The sequence below is a fragment of the Streptomyces sp. Xyl84 genome, assembly GCF_059731885.1.
This window is the reverse complement of sequence record NZ_AP029182.1, coordinates 3,102,789-3,121,547: the sequence shown is the minus strand read 5'-3', so window position 1 is coordinate 3,121,547 and position 18,759 is coordinate 3,102,789. Positions and strand designations below refer to the sequence as shown.

Here is an 18,759-nt window from a genome sequence, read left to right as displayed (position 1 = left end):
AAGGGACGCCGGTGACCGAGAAGGCCGACCTCCAGTCCGTCCTCGACCGTGCCGCCGCGGGCGGACGGATCACCTACGAGGAGGCGCTCGACCTCTACCGGCACGCGCCGCTGCACGCGCTGGGCGCCGCCGCCGACGCCGTACGCCGCCGCAGGTACGCCGGTACCGAGCACATCGCGACGTACATCATCGAGCGCAACATCAACTACACGAACGTGTGCGTCACGGCGTGCAAGTTCTGCGCCTTCTACGCGGCCCCCAAGGACACCGCCAAGGGCTGGACCCGCGACCTGGACGACATCCTGCGCCGCTGCGCGGAGACCGTCGAACTCGGCGGCACCCAGATCATGTTCCAGGGCGGCCACCACCCGGACTACGGCGTGGAGTACTACGAGAAGCACTTCTCGGCCATCAAGAAGGAGTTCCCGCAGCTCGTCATCCACAGCCTGGGGGCGAGCGAGGTCGAGCACATGGCCCGCATCAGCGGGGTATCGGTCGAGGAGGCCATCACCCGCATCCACGCGGCCGGCCTCGACTCCTTCGCGGGCGCCGGTGCCGAACTGCTGCCCGAGCGGCCCCGCAAGGCCATCGCCCCGCTGAAGGAGTCCGGCGAGCGCTGGCTGGAGATCATGGAGACCGCGCACCGGCTGGGCGTGGAGTCCACCTCCACCATGCTGATGGGCACCGGCGAGACCAACGCCGAGCGCATCGAGCACCTGCGGATGATCCGGGACGTCCAGGACCGCACGGGCGGCTTCCGCGCGTTCATCCCGTACACCTACCAGCCGGAGAACAACCACCTGAAGGGCCGCACCCAGGCCACGCTCTTCGAGTACCTGCGGATGATCGCCATCGCCCGCCTCTTCCTGGACAACGTCATGCACATCCAGGGCTCCTGGCTGACCACCGGCAAGGAGGTCGGCCAGCTCACCCTGCACTACGGCGCCGACGACCTCGGCTCGATCATGCTGGAGGAGAACGTCGTCTCCTCCGCCGGTGCCAAGCACCGCTCCAACCGCATGGAGATCATCGAGCTGATCCGCAGCGCGGGCCGCGTCCCGGCACAGCGCTCCACGACGTACGAGCACCTCGTCGTGCACGACGACCCGGCGAACGACCCCGTCGACGACCGCGTGATGTCCCACATCTCCTCCACGGCGCTCGACGGCGGCACCGCGCACCCGGAACTGAAGCTGCTCGCCTCCAACTGAACCGTCCGGACGACTGAACCGCCGATCCCCATGCTGACGATCCACCGCCCGCTGGCGGACCCGGACCGCTCGGTCGCGGTCGAGGGCGACCGGATCGCGGGCCTCGGCCCGTACGCCGAACTGCGCGCCGTGCACGGCGAGGGCGCCCGCGTCCGCGAGTGGGCCGGGACCCTCGTGCCCGGACGGCACGAGCCGGACGCCGTACGCCTGCTGGAGACCCTGTACTGGCCCGACCCGCGCGAGGCCGGCGAGCTGGGCACGGAGCCGCTGCCCGTCGGCCCGGACGGCATGTCCGGCACCCGGTGGGGCGCAAGCGCCCGGCGCGGACTCCAGCGGATGCTGGCGCGCGGGGTGACGTCAGTGGCCGGACCGTTCACCCGCCCCCCGGTGCGGACCGCCGTGCAGCGGTCGGGCGTCCTGGTCGGCCCCGGCGCCCCGGCCCTCGCCCCGGGCGCCCGCGCGGACTTCGCCGTCCTCGCGCCGGACGGGAGCTGCCTGGCGACCGTGGTGGGCGGACGGCTCGTCCACCGGCGGGCATAAATACGATTTAGACGGTTGACCGTACTCCCCGGCGACGGCGCACTTACTCTCGGCTACGGAGAGAGAGGAGCGGCTGCCGCATGGTGAACGTCAAACAACTCGACCCCAGCGCCTCGCCGTTGGACTACTACGGCGCCGAACTGCGCCGCCTGCGCGAGGCGGCGGGCCTCCGCCTGGCCGACCTCGGTGAGATCGTCTTCTGCACCGCGTCCCTGGTCGGCCAGATCGAGACGGCCCTCAAGGTCCCCACGCGTGACTTCTCGGCACGGGTGGACGCCGCGCTGAACACGGACGGCATGTTTTCGCGCTTGGTAGGGCTGGTACTGCGTAACCAGTTGCCCACGTGGTTCCAGCCGTACGCAGAGATGGAAGCAAAGGCGACGTACATCTCCACCTATCAGGCACAGCTGGTTTACGGACTGTTGCAGACGCCGGAGTACGCCCGCGCGGTGCTGGAGACAGGTGACGCGGAGCGCGTCGAGGAACTGCTTGCCGCACGACTGGAGCGACAGCGGATCTTGGAGGGTGCTCGGCCGCCCTTGGCACTGGTCGTTCTGGACGAGGCGGTGCTGCATCGCCCCATCGGGGGCGTCGAGGTGATGTGCGCGCAATTGGCCCACCTGCTGAGGTGTGCTGAGCGCCCTTGGGTGCAGATCCAAGTACTGCCGAACTCCGTAGGCCAGCACGCGAGTCTGGCCGGTTCGTTCAACATGCTGCGGTTCGACAGCGACCACGAGCTGGTCTACACCGAGGACCTCATCTCCGGGCACATGACCGCCGATACGGATACCGTTCGCGAAGGCGCCCGCCGTTACGCTAGCTTGCAGGCCGCTGCACTCTCGCAGGAGGAGTCGGCCAAGCTGATCAAGCGCGTGATGGAGGAACGGTATGGCCCCCGCTCAGCAGTCGGCGAACATCCGGTGGCGTAAGTCCTCCTACAGCAGCGACACCGGCGGCAACTGCATCGAATGCGCCCCCCTGGACGGTGCCGCCTGGCGCAAGTCGTCGTACAGCGGAAACACCGGGGGTGACTGCGTCGAGTACGCGGACCTCACCGCCCACATCGCTCTGCGCGACAGCAAGAACCCGGCCGGAGGCCACTTCGCCGTCGCGCCGGAGGCCTTCGCCCGGTTCGTGGGGGCGGCGGCGCGGGGCGAGCTGCAGGTCCCGCGGGGGCGGCTGCAACAATGACGGGGTGACCCGCGCATCCCTGGAGAAGCAGCCGCACGAAGTCGCCTCGATGTTCGACGACGTGGCGGAACGGTACGACCTGACCAACGACGTGCTGTCCCTGGGACAGGACCGGCGCTGGCGCAAGGAGGTCGCCAGAGCGGTCGACGCGCGCCCGGCGCAGAAGATCCTCGACCTCGCCGCCGGCACGGCCACCTCCTCGCTGCCCTTCACCCGCGCAGGGGCCTACGTCGTGCCCTGCGACTTCTCGCTCGGCATGCTCCAGGTGGGCAAGCAGCGGCACGGCTGGCTGCCGTTCACCGCCGGTGACGCGACCCGGCTGCCGTTCAAGGACGACACCTTCGACGCGGTCACGATCTCCTTCGGGCTGCGCAACGTGCAGGACTTCGACGCGGCGCTGCGCGAGATGCACCGGGTGACGCGGCCCGGCGGACGCGTGGTGATCTGCGAGTTCTCGCACCCGACGTGGGCGCCCTTCCGTACCGTCTACACGGAGTACCTGATGCGGGCCCTGCCGCCCGTGGCCCGCGCGGTGTCCTCCAGCCCGGACGCGTACGTCTACCTCGCCGAGTCCATCCGGGCCTGGCCCGACCAGCCGGCGCTGGCCGGACGGCTGCGCGAGGCCGGCTGGTCGAAGGTGGCCTGGCGCAACCTCACCGGCGGCATCGTCACCCTGCACCGGGGCTTCAAGGTCTGAGGCCGGCCGGTCAGCGGGGGCCGACGACGGCGCAGGGCTCACCGGGTTCACCGCCCGGCTCGCCCGGCACGTCGAGTTCCCGGCGCAGGCCGCCCGGGGGCGGTCCCGGCACACGCGGCTCGCGGACGCCCCCGCCGCCCTCGCCCGGACCGAAGTCGAACCACACGTACACCCGGGAGTCCCGCGGCACCTCGGCGCCGGGCCGCGGGTACTGGCGTACGACGTGGTCGACGACGGTGAGGTGGAAGTCGGGCCGGTCGGGCGCGGCGAGCAGCAGGCCCCGCGCCCGGGCGGTCTCCCGCGCGTCCACGGCCATCAGACCGACCAGGCGCGGCACACGCACTTCCGGTGTCTTGGGCGTCGGGTACACGGACGTCACCCCCCAGCGGTACCGGCAGGGTAACCGTCCGGACATGCCGTCCGGAAGGTTCAGGTGTCTTTCCGTGACAATAGACTACCCTGCGTGACGATGCTGCCCTCTGGTCCCAGGTCGAGCCGGTAGCAGTGGCCCGTCCGCCCGCCGACGGGGGTCACGAAGGTCTCCGCGTGGTACATGCCCAGACGCCGCGTGACCGCTATGGACCGGGTGTTGCGGGCGTCGACCATCGCGACCACGCCGGGCAGACCGGCCGCGCGCAGCCGCTCCAGGGTCATCCGGGCCGCCGCCGTGACGTATCCCCGCCCCCAGAACTCCCGCCCGAGCCGCCAGCCGATCTCCACCTCGCCGACCGGCCCCCACTCGCCGGGCCACGGCTGGGCGCCGGTGAACCCGATCGGCCGGCCGGACTCGTCGAGCATCGTCCAGAAGCAGAAGCCGCGTTCGGCGTCGTGCCGGCGCTGGCGGGCGGTCAGCTCCTCGTACACGGACAGCTCCGCGGAACGGCCGCCGTGGTACTCCATGACGTCCGGGTCGTCGAAGAGGCGGTGCCAGGCGACGGCGTCCTCGTCGGTGGGGACGCGTAGCCGTACGACGGGCGGAACTCGGTTCACAGGGCAGCCCTTCAGCCGGGTGATCAGTGCTGCTGAATAGACTGCCCATGTCCAGTGCCGGTCGGCACGCAGATTCCGAACTTGGGGAGATCCCGCCGTGACCGTCGTGACTGAGCCGCTCTCCGATCCCCTCGCCGGGAACACCGCCGATGTCATCGTCGTGGGTGCGGGGCCGGCCGGTTCCACCACCGCGTACCACCTTGCCCGGGCCGGTCTGGACGTACTCCTGCTGGAGAAGACCGAGTTCCCGCGCGAGAAGGTCTGCGGTGACGGTCTGACCCCGCGCGCCGTCAAGCAGCTCGTCGCCATGGGCATCGACATCTCCGAGGAGGCCGGCTGGCTGCGCAACAAGGGTCTGCGCATCATCGGCGGCGGCGTCCGGCTCCAGCTCGACTGGCCCGACCTGGCCTCCTTCCCCGACTACGGACTCGTCCGCAAGCGCGACGACTTCGACGAGCAGCTCGCCCGGCAGGCCCAGAAGGCGGGCGCCCGGCTCTACGAGCGCTGCAACGTGTCGGGGCCGATCGTGGACGACCGCACCGGCCGCATCACCGGTGTGAAGGCCAGGCTCGGTGAGGAGAAGCGCGAGGTCACCTTCCACGCGCCGCTCGTGGTCGCCGCCGACGGCAACTCCACCCGGCTCTCGCTGGCGATGGGCCTGCACCGCCGCGAGGACCGCCCGATGGGCGTCGCCGTGCGCACGTACTTCACCTCGCCGCGCCACGACGACGACTACCTGGAGTCCTGGCTGGAGCTGTGGGACCGGCGCGGCCCGCAGGACCGCCTGCTGCCCGGCTACGGCTGGGTCTTCGGCATGGGCGACGGCACGTCCAACGTGGGCCTGGGCGTGCTCAACACCTCCGCCGCCTTCAAGGAGCTGGACTGGCGGGAGATCCTCAAGGCCTGGTGCGCCTCGATGCCCGAGGACTGGGGCTACACCCCGGAGAACATGACCGGCCCCATCCGCGGCGCCGCCCTGCCGATGGCGTTCAACCGGCAGCCCCACTACACGCGCGGGCTGCTGCTCGTCGGCGACGCCGGCGGCCTGGTGAACCCCTTCAACGGCGAGGGCATCGCCTACGCCATGGAGTCCGGGGCCCTCGCCGCCGACGTCATCGTCCAGGCCCACTCCCGCGCCACGCCCGCCCAGCGCGAACTGGCCCTGCAGCGCTACCCGCGCGTCCTGAAGGACACCTACGGCGGCTACTACACGCTGGGCCGCGCCTTCGTGAAGCTCATCGGCAACCCGAAGGTCATGCAGATCGCCGCCCAGCGCGGCCTCACGCACCCGCTGCTGATGAAGTTCACCCTCAAGCTCCTGGCCAACCTCACCGACCCGACCGGCGGCGACGCGATGGACCGCATCATCAACGGCCTGAGCAAGGTGGCACCGAAGGCCTGACCCGACCAGAAAACACCCCGGAGGCCGGCTCGCCCTGAGCCGGCCTCAGTCATGTCCCGGGGCGCGCCGGTCGCCGCATCGGGGGCGAATCGGGCGAACGGGTGACGACCGAAGGGCCGCTGCCCCCGAGCGGCTGCGGCCCTTCACCCTGTACGGCGCTGTGCGGGGCTCAGAGCACCCGGACGGCACCGGTGGGCGGGTCGTACGACAGAGGCCTCTCCACGACGCCCGTGGAGGAGTTCTGCGCGCCGACGAACATACCGTCACCGACGTACACGGCCACGTGGTACGCGCTGCCACGGCCACCCCAGTAGAGGATGTCGCCCGGCTGCAGGTTGGACAGGGACACCTGGGTGCCGACGGTCGACTGGTCCTGGGAGACACGCGGCAGGCTGACACCCACCTGCTTGAAGGCGGTCTGCACGAGGCCCGAGCAGTCGTAGGCGGACGGGCCGGTGGCACCGGGGATGTAGGCCTTGCCGACCTGCGCCTTGACGAACGCGATGACGGAGGCGACCGAACCGGTCGCCGTCGACGTGCTGGTGGACACGCCGGCGCCGGTGCCCGCGGCGACATCGCTGCCGGAGCTGCTGCCCGACTGGGTGGTGAGCGTGGCGCGCACGGCGCTGCGCGAGGCCTGCTCGGCGGCGGCCTTGCGCGCGGCGGCCTCCTCGGCGGCCTTCTTCTTGGCGGCCTCGGCCTTCTTCTTCGCGTCGGCGAGGTCCGACTTGGCCTGCTTCGCGGCCTTCGCGGCGGCCGCGTCGCGCTCGGCCTGCAGCTGGTAGTTCGCGGCGGTCTGCTGCGTGGCGTCCGCGGACTGGGCGACCTGGTCGGCCAGGTCGGCGGTGAGCGTGGGCAGTTCGAGGGTCTGGGTGACCGGCTCGGCGGCGCTCGCCGTGGAGGCGGACGCACCGGCTACTGCCAGGGTGCCGAGGACGCCACCGGCAACTCCGGCCCGCATCGCGATGGTCGACGCGCTACGGCGGGGCTTCCGGTGGCTGCGTATGTGAGCGGTGTGGGACATGGGAACAACCGGTATCAGGGGCTCCTTCATATCTTCAAGAAACGTGGTCTGCGCCACATTTGCTCGGCGGGGGCTGTGAACACCGGGCGTGTCGGCCTTTATTGACGCCGTAACGGACATTGCGGGCACAGATGATCATGCCTGTGATCATGGTCTTTCGCTGTTACGTCCGAATTGCCCCGCGCCTACCATCGGTTGGGACCGTTGGCCAAGCCCGGTTCTCATGGACCTCTCATCGATGTGGCGGAGGTCACGGAACGGTCACCATGTCCTCACGCGTCCGCGTACCGGCCGGGACGACCGGCGGAGCCGCGCGGAGCCTCGCCGTGCGGCCGACTTGTCCGTTCGGCGGCCAGAAGTCCCTCTTGTCACACCAGTCACACCGGTCTCTTCGCCCTCACGAGCCACCTGCGTCGCTTGTGAACGGGTGAACACGTCCACTTCCCGTTCCGCGGTCCCTCTGATGTGTGAAAACCAGCCCTATATCAAGGTCTTGACGCGCGACGCCACTTTGCATCGGACGCCGGTCATCTGATAGTGCAGACCCCCTCCGACCTGCAAATACGAGGTAAAATGTGACCACTGGTGATCACTCAAGCGCTTCGCGTGCGAAGATCACCGCTCATCCGGCTTGATGATCCTTCGTCAGGTGGTGGAGATCACAAAGCTGGTGCAATACCCCGTGTCGCAGATCACAGAGAGTCGGGCATAGGATGCCCTGCAGTTGGGCTTGTGACCTGCTTCACATGTTCCCGATCTTCGCCGGGACGAGCGGGGTTCGTGGGACGGACGAGGCAGTTGTGAACCCAGCGACCGCCAGCAGTCAGTGCCGACTGAGAGGAGCGAGGAGCGGTGAACGCGTATGCGCCCATCCTCGTACTGGGAGCCCTCGGGGCAGGCTTTGCGATCTTCTCCGTGGTCATGGCCACGCTGATCGGGCCGAAGCGGTACAACCGCGCCAAGCTCGAGGCGTACGAGTGCGGCATCGAGCCCACTCCCACGCCGGCCGGCGGCGGGCGCTTCCCCATCAAGTACTACCTGACGGCGATGCTCTTCATCGTCTTCGACATCGAGATCGTCTTCCTCTACCCCTGGGCCGTCACCTTCGACGCCCTGGGTGTTTTCGGGCTCGTGGAGATGCTGCTCTTCGTGCTCACCGTCTTCGTCGCCTACGCGTACGTATGGCGGCGCGGCGGCCTGGAATGGGACTGAGGGGCCTTATAAGACATGGGACTCGAAGAAAAGCTGCCGAGCGGCTTCCTGCTGACCACCGTGGAGCAGGCCGCGGGCTGGGTGCGCAAGGCGTCCGTCTTCCCGGCCACCTTCGGCCTCGCCTGCTGCGCGATCGAGATGATGACCACCGGCGCCGGCCGCTACGACCTGGCCCGCTTCGGCATGGAGGTGTTCCGCGGCTCGCCCCGTCAGGCGGACCTGATGATCGTGGCCGGCCGGGTCAGCCAGAAGATGGCGCCGGTACTGAGGCAGGTCTACGACCAGATGCCCAACCCCAAGTGGGTGATCTCCATGGGTGTCTGCGCCTCCTCGGGCGGCATGTTCAACAACTACGCGATCGTCCAGGGCGTCGACCACATCGTCCCCGTCGACATCTACCTGCCCGGCTGCCCGCCCCGCCCCGAGATGCTGATGGACGCGATCCTCAAGCTCCACCAGAAGATCCAGTCCACCAAGCTCGGCGTCAACGCCGAGGAAGCGGCCCGGGAGGCGGAGGAGGCGGCGCTCAAGGCGCTGCCCACGATCGAGATGAAGGGGCTGCTGCGGTGAGCGACGCGAACGGCACCCACGGCGCGGGCGGGGTGAACGGCTCGGCGAACGGCGTCAACCCCGAGAAGGACCTCTCCGCCGACAACCTCCCCGGCCAGCGCGGCCAGGGCGGTGAGGAGATCCGCGTCCAGCGCGGCATGTTCGGCGCGAACAACGGCGGCGACACCTCCGGCTACGGCGGACTGGTCCGCTCGGTGCGGCTCCCGGGCCCGGCGAGCCGGCCCTACGGCGGCTGGTTCGACGAGGTCGCCGACGAACTGGAGGGGGCCCTGGAGGAACAGGGCCTGCTCCCCGCCAACGCCATCGAGAAGACGGTCGTCGACCGCGGCGAGCTGACCTTCCACATCGAGCGCGAACACCTGCTCCGGGTCGCCCGCACCCTGCGCGACGACCCCGCGCTGCGCTTCGAACTGTGCACCGGCGTCAGCGGTGTCCACTACCCGCACGACAAGGGCCGCGAACTGCACGCCGTCTACCACCTGCGCTCGATCACCCACAACCGGCTGGTCCGCCTGGAGGTCAGCGCCCCCGACAGCGACCGGCACATCCCGTCGCTGGTCACCGTCTACCCGACGAACGACTGGCACGAGCGCGAGACCTACGACTTCTTCGGCATCGTCTTCGACGGCCACCCCGCCCTGACGCGGATCATGATGCCCGACGACTGGCAGGGCCACCCGCAGCGCAAGGACTACCCCCTCGGCGGCATCCCCGTCGAGTACAAGGGCGCCCAGATCCCGGCTCCGGACCAGCGGAGGTCGTACTCGTGAGCACGCACACCCCCTCGTCCGCGACCCCCCGCGAGACCACCGAGGGCACCGTCTACACGGTCACCGGCGGCGACTGGGACGAGGTCGTCCAGTCCGCGGCCCGCGCCGACGACGAGCGCATCGTCGTCAACATGGGCCCCCAGCACCCCTCCACCCACGGAGTGCTGCGCCTCATCCTGGAGATCGAGGGCGAGACGGTCACCGAGGCCCGCTGCGGCATCGGCTACCTGCACACCGGCATCGAGAAGAACCTCGAGTTCCGCACGTGGACGCAGGGCACCACCTTCGTCACGCGCATGGACTACCTGACGTCCTTCTTCAACGAGACCGCCTACTGCCTCGGCGTCGAGAAGCTCCTCGGCATCGAGGACCAGATCACCGAGCGGGCCAAGATCATCCGGGTGCTCCTGATGGAGCTGAACCGGCTCTCCTCCCACCTGGTGTGCATCGCCACCGGCGGCATGGAGCTGGGCGCCACCACGATCATGATCTACGGCTTCCGCGACCGGGAGATGATCCTCGACATCTACGAGCTGGTCACCGGCCTGCGGATGAACCACGCGTACATCCGGCCCGGCGGACTCGCCCAGGACCTGCCGCCCGGCGCGGTCGACCAGATCCGCGAGTTCGTGAAGAAGATGAAGAAGAACCTCCCGGAGTACGACAAGCTCGCCACCGGGAACCCCATCTTCAAGGCCCGCATGCAGGACGTCGGCTACCTCGACCTGGCCGGCTGCATGGCCCTGGGCGCCACCGGCCCGATCCTGCGCTCCACCGGCCTGCCGCACGACCTGCGCAAGACCCAGCCGTACTGCGACTACGAGACGTACGACTTCGACGTCCCGACCGCCGACACCTGCGACGCCTACGGCCGCTTCCTGATCCGCCTGGAGGAGATGCGCCAGTCGCTCAGGATCGTCGAGCAGTGCCTGGACCGGCTCCAGCCCGGCCCGGTCATGGTCGCCGACAAGAAGATCGCCTGGCCCGCCCAGCTCGCCCTGGGACCGGACGGCCTCGGCAACTCCCTCGACCACATCAAGAAGATCATGGGCACCTCCATGGAGGCCCTGATCCATCACTTCAAGCTGGTCACCGAGGGCTTCCGGGTCCCGCCCGGGCAGGCGTACGCGGCGGTCGAGTCGCCCAAGGGCGAACTCGGGGTGCACGTCGTGTCCGACGGCGGCACCCGCCCCTACCGGGTCCACTTCCGGGATCCGTCCTTCACCAACCTGCAGGCGATGGCGGCGATGTGCGAGGGCGGCCAGGTCGCCGACGTCATCGTCGCCGTCGCGTCCATCGACCCCGTGATGGGAGGCGTCGACCGGTGACCACCTCTTCTTCGGAGCGGGGCGTCAGCCTGGGCATGCCCGAACTGCCCGCTCCCGGCTACCCGGACGACGTCCGCGCCCGGCTGGAGGCCGACGCGCGCGAGATCATCGCCCGCTACCCCGACTCCCGGTCCGCGCTGCTGCCGCTGCTGCACCTCGTGCAGTCGCAGGAGGGCCACGTCACGCGTACCGGCATGGCGTTCTGCGCGGACGTCCTCGGCCTGACCACGGCCGAGGTCACCGCGGTCGCCACCTTCTACACCATGTACCGGCGCAAGCCGTCCGGCGACTACCAGGTGGGGGTGTGCACCAACACCCTGTGCGCGGTGATGGGCGGCGACGCGATCTTCGAGACGCTCCAGGAACACCTGGGCGTCGGCAACGGTGAGACCACCGACGACGGCAAGGTCACCCTGGAGCACATCGAGTGCAACGCGGCCTGTGACTTCGCCCCGGTCGTGATGGTCAACTGGGAGTTCTTCGACAACCAGACCCCCGCGAGCGTGCGCCGCCTGGTCGACGACCTGCGCGCGGGACGACCGGTGACGCCCACGCGCGGCGCGCCGATGTGCACCTTCAAGGAGACCGCCCGCATCCTGGCGGGCTTCCCCGACGAGCGGGAGGGTGCCGCCGACGCCGGCGGCAGTGCGGGACCTGCTTCGCTGGTGGGCCTCCGCCTGGCCAGGGGAGAGGCCGCACCCGCGCGCGTGGTCCATCCCCGCGAGGGCGCCCCGCACGACAGTGCGCGGGACACCTCCGTGCACCAGCCGTCGCCGACGGAGCACCTCAGCTCCCACGACGCGCCGCAGGAGACATCGGCCTCCGACCCGTCGCACCCCGCGGGACCTGCCGCAGAGGAGGGGGAGTGATGACCGTGGCAACCGAACTCAACGAGTCCAGCCCCGAGAAGCTGCTCGCACCCGTGCTGTCGGCCTTCTGGGACGAGGACCGGTCCTGGACCCTGGACGTCTACCGAAGGCACGAGGGGTACGAGGGACTCCGCAAGGCACTCGCCATGTCGCCGGACGACCTGATCGCGTACGTCAAGGACTCCGGTCTGCGCGGGCGCGGCGGCGCGGGGTTCCCCACGGGGATGAAGTGGCAGTTCATCCCCCAGGGTGACGGGAAACCGCACTATCTGGTTGTCAACGCCGACGAATCGGAGCCGGGGACCTGCAAGGACATCCCGCTCCTCTTCGCGAACCCGCACAGCCTCATCGAGGGCATCATCATCGCGTGCTACGCCATCAGGTCGTCGCATGCCTTCATCTATCTGCGTGGTGAAGTCGTCCCGGTGCTGCGGCGGTTGCACTCGGCCGTGCGCGAGGCCTACGCGGCGGGCTACCTGGGTACGGACATCCTGGGCAGCGGACTCGACCTCGACATCACCGTGCACGCGGGCGCCGGCGCGTACATCTGCGGTGAGGAGACCGCGCTGCTGGACTCGCTCGAAGGCCGCCGCGGCCAACCGCGGCTCCGTCCCCCCTTTCCTGCCGTCGCGGGCCTCTACGCGTGCCCGACTGTGGTGAACAACGTCGAGTCGATCGCGTCGGTTCCCGCCATCCTGAAAAACGGCAAGGAATGGTTCAGGTCGATGGGCAGCGAGAAGTCCCCGGGCTTCACGCTCTACTCGCTCAGCGGCCACGTCGCCAGCCCCGGCCAGTACGAGGCCCCGCTCGGCATCACCCTGCGCCAGCTCCTCGACATGAGCGGCGGCATGCGCCCCGGCCACCGGCTGAAGTTCTGGACCCCGGGCGGCTCCTCCACCCCGATGTTCACCGAGGAGCACCTCGACGTCCCCCTCGACTACGAGGGCGTGGGCGCCGCCGGGTCCATGCTCGGCACCAAGGCCCTGCAGTGCTTCGACGAGACGACCTGCGTGGTGCGGGCCGTCACCCGGTGGACCGAGTTCTACGCCCACGAGTCCTGCGGCAAGTGCACGCCCTGCCGCGAAGGGACCTACTGGCTCGTGCAGTTGCTGCGCGACATCGAGGCCGGCAAGGGCGCCATGGCCGACCTGGACAAGCTGAACGACATCGCCGACAACATCAACGGCAAGTCCTTCTGCGCCCTCGGCGACGGTGCGGCCTCGCCGATCTTCTCCTCCCTGAAGTACTTCCGCGGGGAGTACGAGGAGCACATCACGGGCCGCGGCTGCCCCTTCGACCCGGCCAAGTCGACGGCCTGGGCGGACCAGCACACGGAGGTGCACGCATGACCGTGACCACCAACGCCCCCTCCTCGGGCGGCGCGGCGGCACCCCCGCCGGAAGACCTCGTGACGCTGACGATCGACGGCATCGAGATCAGCGTGCCCAAGGGCACCCTGGTCATCCGGGCCGCCGAGCAGCTCGGCATCGAGATCCCGCGGTTCTGCGACCACCCGCTGCTCGCCCCGGCCGGCGCCTGCCGCCAGTGCATCGTCGAGGTGGAGGGCCAGCGCAAACCGATGGCGTCCTGCACCATCACCTGCACCGACGGCATGGTGGTGAAGACCCAGCTGACCTCACCGGTCGCCGAGAAGGCCCAGCACGGCGTGATGGAACTGCTGCTCATCAACCACCCGCTGGACTGCCCGGTCTGCGACAAGGGCGGCGAGTGCCCGCTGCAGAACCAGGCCATGTCGCACGGCAACGCCGAGTCCCGCTTCGAGGGCAGGAAGCGGACCTACGAGAAGCCGGTGCCGATCTCCGCACAGGTGCTGCTGGACCGCGAGCGGTGCGTGCTGTGCGCCCGCTGCACCCGCTTCTCCAACCAGATCGCCGGCGACCCGATGATCGAGCTGATCGAGCGGGGCGCGCTGCAGCAGGTCGGCACCGGCGAGGGCGACCCCTTCGAGTCGTACTTCTCCGGCAACACCATCCAGATCTGCCCGGTCGGCGCGCTCACCTCGGCGGCCTACCGGTTCCGCTCCCGCCCCTTCGACCTCGTCTCCTCCCCGTCGGTCTGCGAGCACTGTGCGGGCGGCTGCGCCACCCGCACCGACCACCGGCGCGGCAAGGTCATGCGGCGGCTCGCCGCCAACGACCCCGAGGTCAACGAGGAGTGGATCTGCGACAAGGGGCGCTTCGGGTTCCGTTACGCGCAGCTCAAGGACCGGCTGACGACCCCCCTGGTGCGCAACCCGGAGGGCGACCTGGTCCCGGCGTCGTGGCCGGAGGCGCTGGAGATCGCCGCGCAGGGCCTGCTCGCCTCACGCGGCCGGACCGGTGTCCTCACCGGCGGCCGGCTCACCGTCGAGGACGCCTACGCGTACAGCAAGTTCGCGCGCGTGGCGCTCGACACCAACGACATCGACTTCCGCGCGCGCGTGCACAGCGGTGAGGAGGCCGACTTCCTGGCCGCCCACGTCGCCGGACGCGGCCGGGACGTCGACGGCACGGGCGTCACGTACACCGCCCTGGAGAAGGCGCCCGCCGTCCTGCTCGCCGGGTTCGAGTCCGAGGAGGAGGCGCCCGGCGTCTTCCTGCGGCTGCGCAAGGCGTGGCGGGGGCACGGCCAGCAGGTGTTCGCGCTGGCCACGCACGCCACGCGGGGCCTCCAGAAGGCGGGCGGCACGCTGCTGCCGGCCGCGCCCGGCACCGAGACCGAGTGGCTGGACGCGCTGGCGAGCGGGGTCGGACTGGAGGACAACGGCAGCCGTGCCGCCGAGGCGCTGCGCGCCGAGGGCGCGCTGATCGTGGTCGGTGAGCGGCTCGCCTCCGTGGCGGGCGGTCTGACCGCCGCCGTACGGGCGGCGAACGCGACCGGGGCCGGCCTGGTGTGGATCCCGCGCCGGGCCGGGGAGCGCGGCGCGGTCGAGGCGGGCGCGCTGCCGTCGCTGCTGCCGGGCGGACGCCCGGCGACCGACCCGCGCGCGCGGGAGGAGGTCGCCGCCGTGTGGGGCGTCGCCGGCCTCCCGCACCGCTACGGCCGGGACACCGACCAGATCGTCGAGGCCGCGGCGGCCGGAGAACTCCAGGCCCTGCTGGTCGCCGGGGTGGAGGTCGCCGACCTGCCCGACCCGGCACGCGCGCGTGCGGCCCTGACCGAGGTCGGCTTCCTGGTGTCCCTGGAGCTGCGGCCCAGCGAGGTCACCGAGCACGCCGACGTGGTCCTGCCCGTCGCCGCCGTCGCCGAGAAGGCCGGCAGCTTCCTCAACTGGGAGGGCAGGGTGCGCTTCTTCGAGGCCGCGCTCAAGCCCGAGCAGATGACCCGCCGCCTGGCACCGACCGACCTGCGGGTGCTGCAGATGCTGTCCGACGCCATGGACGTCCACCTGGGCCTGCCGGACCTGCGGACCGCGCACGCGGAACTGGACCGGCTCGGTGCCTGGACGGGCCCGCGCGCCGGCGAACCGGTGGAGAGCGGGGGCGTGCTGCCCCGGCCCGCCGCCGGGGAGGCCGTGCTCGCCGGGCACCGGCTGCTGCTCGACCAGGGCCTGCTCCAGGAGGGCGACGAGGCGCTCGCCGGCACCCGGCACGCCGCCCGCGCGCGCGTGTCGGCCGCCACGGCCGCCGAGGCGGGCGTCGCCGACGGCGATCCGCTCGCCGTGACCGGACCGGCCGGGACGGTCGAACTCGCTCTGGAGGTCACCGAGATGCCCGACCGGGTGGTGTGGCTGCCGCTGAACTCCGTGGGCGCCGGAGTCGCCTCCGACACCGGGGCGCAGCCCGGCTCCCTCGTCCGTATCGGCCCGGCGACCCGCGCGACCGAGGCCCCCGAGGAGGTGGAGGCATGAGCCCGTCCCTCGCCGCAGAGAACCTCTCGATGTTCGGCACCGACCCGTGGTGGCTGGTCGTCGTCAAGGCGGTGTTCTGCTTCGCCTTCCTGATGGTGACCGTGCTGTTCTCCATCGTCTGGGAGCGCAAGGTCGTCGCCTGGATGCAGTTGCGCATCGGCCCCAACCGGCACGGTCCCTGGGGCATGCTCCAGTCGCTCGCCGACGGTGTGAAGCTGATGCTCAAAGAGGACCTCGTCGTCAAGCGCGCCGACAAGGTCGTCTACGTCCTGGCGCCCGTCGTCGCGGCCATCCCGGCGTTCATGGCGATCGCCGTGATCCCCTTCGGGCCGTCCGGCAACGAGATCTCGATCTTCGGCCACCGCACCGCGATGCAGCTGACCGACCTGCCGATCGCCATGCTGTACATCCTGGCGGTCGCCTCGGTCGGCATCTACGGGATCGTGCTCGCGGGGTGGAGCTCCGGCTCGACGTACCCGCTGCTGGGCGGCCTGCGCTCGTGCGCGCAGATGATCTCCTACGAGATCGCCATGGGCGCCGCGTTCGCCTCGGTGTTCCTGTACTCGGGATCCATGTCGACGTCGACCATCGTCGAACAGCAGCACGACCGCTGGTACATCCTGCTGCTGCCGGTCTCGTTCATCCTCTACATCGTCACCATGGTCGGCGAGACGAACCGCGCCCCGTTCGACATGCCCGAGTCCGAGGGCGACCTGGTGGGCGGCTTCAACACCGAGTACTCGTCGATCAAGTTCGCGATGTTCATGCTCGCCGAGTACGTGAACATGGTGACGGTCTCGGCCGTGTCCACCACGCTCTTCCTGGGCGGATGGCGCGCCCCCTGGCCGATCAGCACCTTCTGGGAGGGCGCCAACCACGGCTGGTGGCCGCTGCTCTGGTTCGTGATCAAGGTGCAGCTGCTGCTGTTCTTCTTCATCTGGCTGCGCGGCACGCTCCCGCGGGTGCGCTACGACCAGCTGATGAAGCTCGGCTGGAAGGTCCTCATCCCGGTCTCCGTGGTCTGGCTGATGCTCGTCGCGACCGTGCGGACGCTCAGGAACGAGAACTACGACTTCGCCGACATCGCCCTCTACGTCGGCGGTGGCGTCCTGGCGCTGCTGATCCTGTCCTTCGTCGCGGACATGTTCCGCGAGAAGGGCAAGGCGGCCGAGGCCGGGGAGCCCGCCGCGCAGCCGGCCGGGTTCGACCCCATGGCCGGCGGATTCCCCGTGCCCCCGCTGCCGGGCCAGGAGCTGCCGCCGGTGCCGCGACGCCGTCCGCACCGCGAGCGGGAACTGATTGTCAGTGGTGGGGCGGACACTGTCAGTGACGGATCTCTGGATGGAAAGGAGGCGTCCGATGGCTGAGGAACCCAAGGAGACCAAGCCCGGTTTCCAGAACCCCGTGGCCGGCTTCGGCGTGACCTTCAAGGCCATGTTCAAGAAGCGGCTCACCGAGCAGTACCCGGAGCAGCAGAAGACCACCGCTCCGCGTTTCCACGGACGGCACCAGCTCAACCGCCATCCGGACGGCCTGGAGAAGTGCGTCGGCTGCGAGCTGTGCGCCTGGGCCTGCCCCGCCGACGCCATCTACGTGGAGGGCGCCGACAACACCGACGAGGAGCGCTACTCCCCGGGCGAGCGCTACGGCCGCGTCTACCAGATCAACTACGCCCGCTGCATCCTGTGCGGGCTGTGCATCGAGGCGTGCCCCACGCGCGCGCTGACGATGACCAACGAGTTCGAACTGGCCGACTCCAGCCGCGCGAACCTCATCTACACCAAGGAGCAGCTGCTCGCCGGCCTCGAAGAGGGCATGGTCGACACGCCGCACGCCATCTACCCCGGCACGGACGAACAGGACTACTACCGGGGCCTGGTGACCGAGGCCGCACCGGGCACGGTGCGCCAGGTGGCCGCCTCCAAGGGGGAGCAGGCCGCGGACGAGGAGGTGGGCGCATGAGCGAGCAGCTCGCCGCCTACACCACCTCCACCGGGGAGGCCTTCCAGTTCTGGGTGCTCGGCACCGTCGCGGTGATCGGTGCGCTGTGCACCGTCTTCATGAAGAAGGCCGTGCACAGTGCGCTGTGCCTGGCCGGCACCATGATCGTCCTGGCGGTGTTCTACCTCGCCAACGGCGCCTACTTCCTGGGCATCGTGCAGATCGTCGTCTACACCGGCGCGATCATGATGCTGTTCCTGTTCGTGGTGATGCTGGTCGGCGTGACCGCCGCGGACTCCCTGAAGGAGACCATCAAGGGCCAGCGCTGGCTGGCCCTCCTGTGTGGCCTCGGCTTCGGCGTCCTGCTCTTCGCGGGGATCGCCAACGCCTCCCTGAAGGACTTCGCCGGCGCCGGCAAGGCCAACGCGGGCGGCAACGTGGAGGGTCTGGCGTCCCTCATCTTCACCCGGTACGTGTACGCCTTCGAACTCACCGGTGCTCTGCTCATCACGGCCACCATCGGCGCCATGGTGCTCACCCACCGCGAGCGCACCGAGCGGGCCAGGACCCAGCGCGAGCTGTCCGAACAGCGCGTGCGCGAGGGCAAGCACGTACCGCCGCTGCCCGCCCCCGGCGTCTACGCCCGGCACAACGCCGTGGACATCGCCGGTCTGCTGCCCGACGGCACCCCCTCCGAGCTGACCGTCAGCAAGACGCTGCGCGAGCGCGGCCAGGTCCGTGACGTCTCGGCCGAGGCGCTGAACGACCTCAAGGCCCTTGAGCAGCGTGCCGAGGAGCGGCTGGAGCGCACCGAGATCGACCCGGCGAGCCTCAAGCGGCCCGAGGAGGCGTCGAAGTGAATCCCGTCAACTACCTGTACCTCGCCGCCCTGTTGTTCACGATCGGCGCCACCGGTGTCCTCATCCGGCGCAACGCCATCGTGGTCTTCATGTGCATCGAGCTGATGCTGAACGCCTGCAACCTCGCGTTCGTCGCCTTCTCCCGGATGCACGGCAACCTCGACGGCCAGATCATCGCCTTCTTCACGATGGTCGTCGCCGCGGCGGAGGTCGTGGTCGGACTCGCGATCATCGTGTCGCTGTTCCGTTCCCGCCACTCGGCCTCGGTCGACGACGCCAGCCTGATGAAGCTGTAAGGGGTCGG

20 protein-coding genes are annotated in these 18,759 nt (G+C 69.9%); 17 read left to right on the top strand and 3 right to left on the bottom strand.

What is annotated here, in order from left to right:
• The first annotated feature begins 11 nt into the window (after positions 1-11).
• The 5 genes from mqnC to AC6I72_RS13415 all read left to right on the top strand — a co-directional run bounded on the left by mqnC (position 12) and on the right by AC6I72_RS13415 (position 3,639).
• A complete protein-coding gene (gene mqnC / locus AC6I72_RS13435) occupies positions 12-1,211 on the top strand; it encodes a cyclic dehypoxanthinyl futalosine synthase (protein WP_498000976.1) in 1,200 nt (399 codons plus the stop codon).
• Between the two features lie 30 nt (positions 1,212-1,241).
• Positions 1,242-1,751: an imidazolonepropionase-like domain-containing protein gene (locus tag AC6I72_RS13430; protein WP_498000975.1), complete on the top strand. Its 510-nt coding sequence runs from the start codon at positions 1,242-1,244 to the stop codon at positions 1,749-1,751.
• An 80-nt stretch (positions 1,752-1,831) separates the two neighbouring features.
• Positions 1,832-2,680: a helix-turn-helix domain-containing protein gene (locus AC6I72_RS13425; protein WP_498000974.1), complete on the top strand. Its 849-nt coding sequence runs from the start codon at positions 1,832-1,834 to the stop codon at positions 2,678-2,680.
• Positions 2,640-2,942, top strand: a complete 303-nt coding sequence (locus AC6I72_RS13420; protein ID WP_498000973.1) for a DUF397 domain-containing protein — start codon at positions 2,640-2,642, stop codon at positions 2,940-2,942. The genes AC6I72_RS13425 and AC6I72_RS13420 overlap by 41 nt, the downstream gene beginning before the upstream one ends.
• 4 nt (positions 2,943-2,946) lie before the next feature.
• A complete protein-coding gene (locus AC6I72_RS13415) occupies positions 2,947-3,639 on the top strand; it encodes a demethylmenaquinone methyltransferase (protein WP_498000972.1) in 693 nt (230 codons plus the stop codon).
• A gap of 10 nt (positions 3,640-3,649) precedes the next feature.
• Here AC6I72_RS13415 and AC6I72_RS13410 read toward each other — a convergent pair whose 3' ends face one another.
• Complete coding sequence (locus AC6I72_RS13410; RefSeq protein WP_498004677.1) at positions 3,650-3,955, bottom strand: PASTA domain-containing protein; 306 nt, start codon at positions 3,953-3,955, stop codon at positions 3,650-3,652.
• Positions 3,956-4,068: 113 nt separating this feature from the next.
• Entirely contained in the window at positions 4,069-4,629 is a 561-nt protein-coding gene (locus AC6I72_RS13405) for a GNAT family N-acetyltransferase (protein ID WP_498000971.1), read from the bottom strand.
• Between the two features lie 97 nt (positions 4,630-4,726).
• Here AC6I72_RS13405 and AC6I72_RS13400 point away from each other — a divergent pair, with 97 nt between their 5' ends.
• On the top strand, positions 4,727-6,031 hold the full coding sequence (locus AC6I72_RS13400) for a geranylgeranyl reductase family protein (RefSeq protein ID WP_366728222.1): 1,305 nt from the start codon (positions 4,727-4,729) through the stop codon (positions 6,029-6,031).
• Between the two features lie 169 nt (positions 6,032-6,200).
• Here the strand turns inward: AC6I72_RS13400 and AC6I72_RS13395 are convergent, their stop codons facing one another.
• Complete coding sequence (locus AC6I72_RS13395; protein WP_498000970.1) at positions 6,201-7,055, bottom strand: C40 family peptidase; 855 nt, start codon at positions 7,053-7,055, stop codon at positions 6,201-6,203.
• An 852-nt stretch (positions 7,056-7,907) separates the two neighbouring features.
• On the opposite strand from AC6I72_RS13395, the gene AC6I72_RS13390 reads away from it, so the two are divergent.
• The 11 genes from AC6I72_RS13390 to nuoK are packed head-to-tail and all read left to right on the top strand — an operon-like array spanning position 7,908 to position 18,751.
• Entirely contained in the window at positions 7,908-8,267 is a 360-nt protein-coding gene (locus AC6I72_RS13390) for an NADH-quinone oxidoreductase subunit A (protein ID WP_007383963.1), read from the top strand.
• A 15-nt stretch (positions 8,268-8,282) separates the two neighbouring features.
• Complete coding sequence (locus tag AC6I72_RS13385) at positions 8,283-8,837, top strand: NuoB/complex I 20 kDa subunit family protein (RefSeq protein ID WP_009190037.1); 555 nt, start codon at positions 8,283-8,285, stop codon at positions 8,835-8,837.
• The gene (locus tag AC6I72_RS13380; protein WP_498000969.1) at positions 8,834-9,607 is read left to right on the top strand and encodes an NADH-quinone oxidoreductase subunit C; all 774 of its coding nucleotides are present in this window, start codon (positions 8,834-8,836) and stop codon (positions 9,605-9,607) included. The genes AC6I72_RS13385 and AC6I72_RS13380 overlap by 4 nt, the downstream gene beginning before the upstream one ends.
• Positions 9,604-10,935 (top strand): NADH-quinone oxidoreductase subunit D, encoded by a 1,332-nt coding sequence (locus AC6I72_RS13375; RefSeq protein ID WP_498000968.1) that lies wholly within the window; start codon positions 9,604-9,606, stop codon positions 10,933-10,935. The genes AC6I72_RS13380 and AC6I72_RS13375 overlap by 4 nt, the downstream gene beginning before the upstream one ends.
• Positions 10,932-11,804: an NADH-quinone oxidoreductase subunit NuoE gene (gene nuoE, locus AC6I72_RS13370; RefSeq protein WP_366728218.1), complete on the top strand. Its 873-nt coding sequence runs from the start codon at positions 10,932-10,934 to the stop codon at positions 11,802-11,804. Before AC6I72_RS13375 ends, nuoE begins: the two co-directional genes overlap by 4 nt.
• Entirely contained in the window at positions 11,801-13,153 is a 1,353-nt protein-coding gene (gene nuoF, locus AC6I72_RS13365; RefSeq protein ID WP_498000967.1) for an NADH-quinone oxidoreductase subunit NuoF, read from the top strand. The genes nuoE and nuoF overlap by 4 nt, the downstream gene beginning before the upstream one ends.
• Positions 13,150-15,654: an NADH-quinone oxidoreductase subunit G gene (locus AC6I72_RS13360; protein ID WP_498000966.1), complete on the top strand. Its 2,505-nt coding sequence runs from the start codon at positions 13,150-13,152 to the stop codon at positions 15,652-15,654. Before nuoF ends, AC6I72_RS13360 begins: the two co-directional genes overlap by 4 nt.
• A complete protein-coding gene (gene nuoH, locus AC6I72_RS13355) occupies positions 15,651-17,021 on the top strand; it encodes an NADH-quinone oxidoreductase subunit NuoH (RefSeq protein WP_498000965.1) in 1,371 nt (456 codons plus the stop codon). Before AC6I72_RS13360 ends, nuoH begins: the two co-directional genes overlap by 4 nt.
• Complete coding sequence (gene nuoI, locus AC6I72_RS13350; RefSeq protein WP_498000964.1) at positions 17,014-17,616, top strand: NADH-quinone oxidoreductase subunit NuoI; 603 nt, start codon at positions 17,014-17,016, stop codon at positions 17,614-17,616. The genes nuoH and nuoI overlap by 8 nt, the downstream gene beginning before the upstream one ends.
• Positions 17,613-18,455: an NADH-quinone oxidoreductase subunit J gene (locus AC6I72_RS13345; RefSeq protein ID WP_366728214.1), complete on the top strand. Its 843-nt coding sequence runs from the start codon at positions 17,613-17,615 to the stop codon at positions 18,453-18,455. Before nuoI ends, AC6I72_RS13345 begins: the two co-directional genes overlap by 4 nt.
• Complete coding sequence (gene nuoK / locus AC6I72_RS13340; protein WP_003974374.1) at positions 18,452-18,751, top strand: NADH-quinone oxidoreductase subunit NuoK; 300 nt, start codon at positions 18,452-18,454, stop codon at positions 18,749-18,751. The genes AC6I72_RS13345 and nuoK overlap by 4 nt, the downstream gene beginning before the upstream one ends.
• Positions 18,752-18,759: the final 8 nt, after the last annotated feature.

What these genes read in the sequence shown, in the direction of transcription:
- AC6I72_RS13430 (WP_498000975.1), top strand. Translation starts at nt 1,242, where the DNA reads ATGCTGACGATCCACCGCCCGCTGGCGGACCCGGACCGCTCGGTCGCG.
- AC6I72_RS13425 (WP_498000974.1), top strand. Translation starts at nt 1,832, where the DNA reads ATGGTGAACGTCAAACAACTCGACCCCAGCGCCTCGCCGTTGGACTAC.
- AC6I72_RS13420 (WP_498000973.1), top strand. Translation starts at nt 2,640, where the DNA reads ATGGCCCCCGCTCAGCAGTCGGCGAACATCCGGTGGCGTAAGTCCTCC.
- AC6I72_RS13410 (WP_498004677.1), bottom strand. Translation starts at nt 3,955, where the DNA reads ATGGCCGTGGACGCGCGGGAGACCGCCCGGGCGCGGGGCCTGCTGCTC.
- AC6I72_RS13395 (WP_498000970.1), bottom strand. Translation starts at nt 7,055, where the DNA reads ATGTCCCACACCGCTCACATACGCAGCCACCGGAAGCCCCGCCGTAGC.
- AC6I72_RS13385 (WP_009190037.1), top strand. Translation starts at nt 8,283, where the DNA reads ATGGGACTCGAAGAAAAGCTGCCGAGCGGCTTCCTGCTGACCACCGTG.
- AC6I72_RS13360 (WP_498000966.1), top strand. Translation starts at nt 13,150, where the DNA reads ATGACCGTGACCACCAACGCCCCCTCCTCGGGCGGCGCGGCGGCACCC.
- nuoH (WP_498000965.1), top strand. Translation starts at nt 15,651, where the DNA reads ATGAGCCCGTCCCTCGCCGCAGAGAACCTCTCGATGTTCGGCACCGAC.
- nuoI (WP_498000964.1), top strand. Translation starts at nt 17,014, where the DNA reads ATGGCTGAGGAACCCAAGGAGACCAAGCCCGGTTTCCAGAACCCCGTG.
- AC6I72_RS13345 (WP_366728214.1), top strand. Translation starts at nt 17,613, where the DNA reads ATGAGCGAGCAGCTCGCCGCCTACACCACCTCCACCGGGGAGGCCTTC.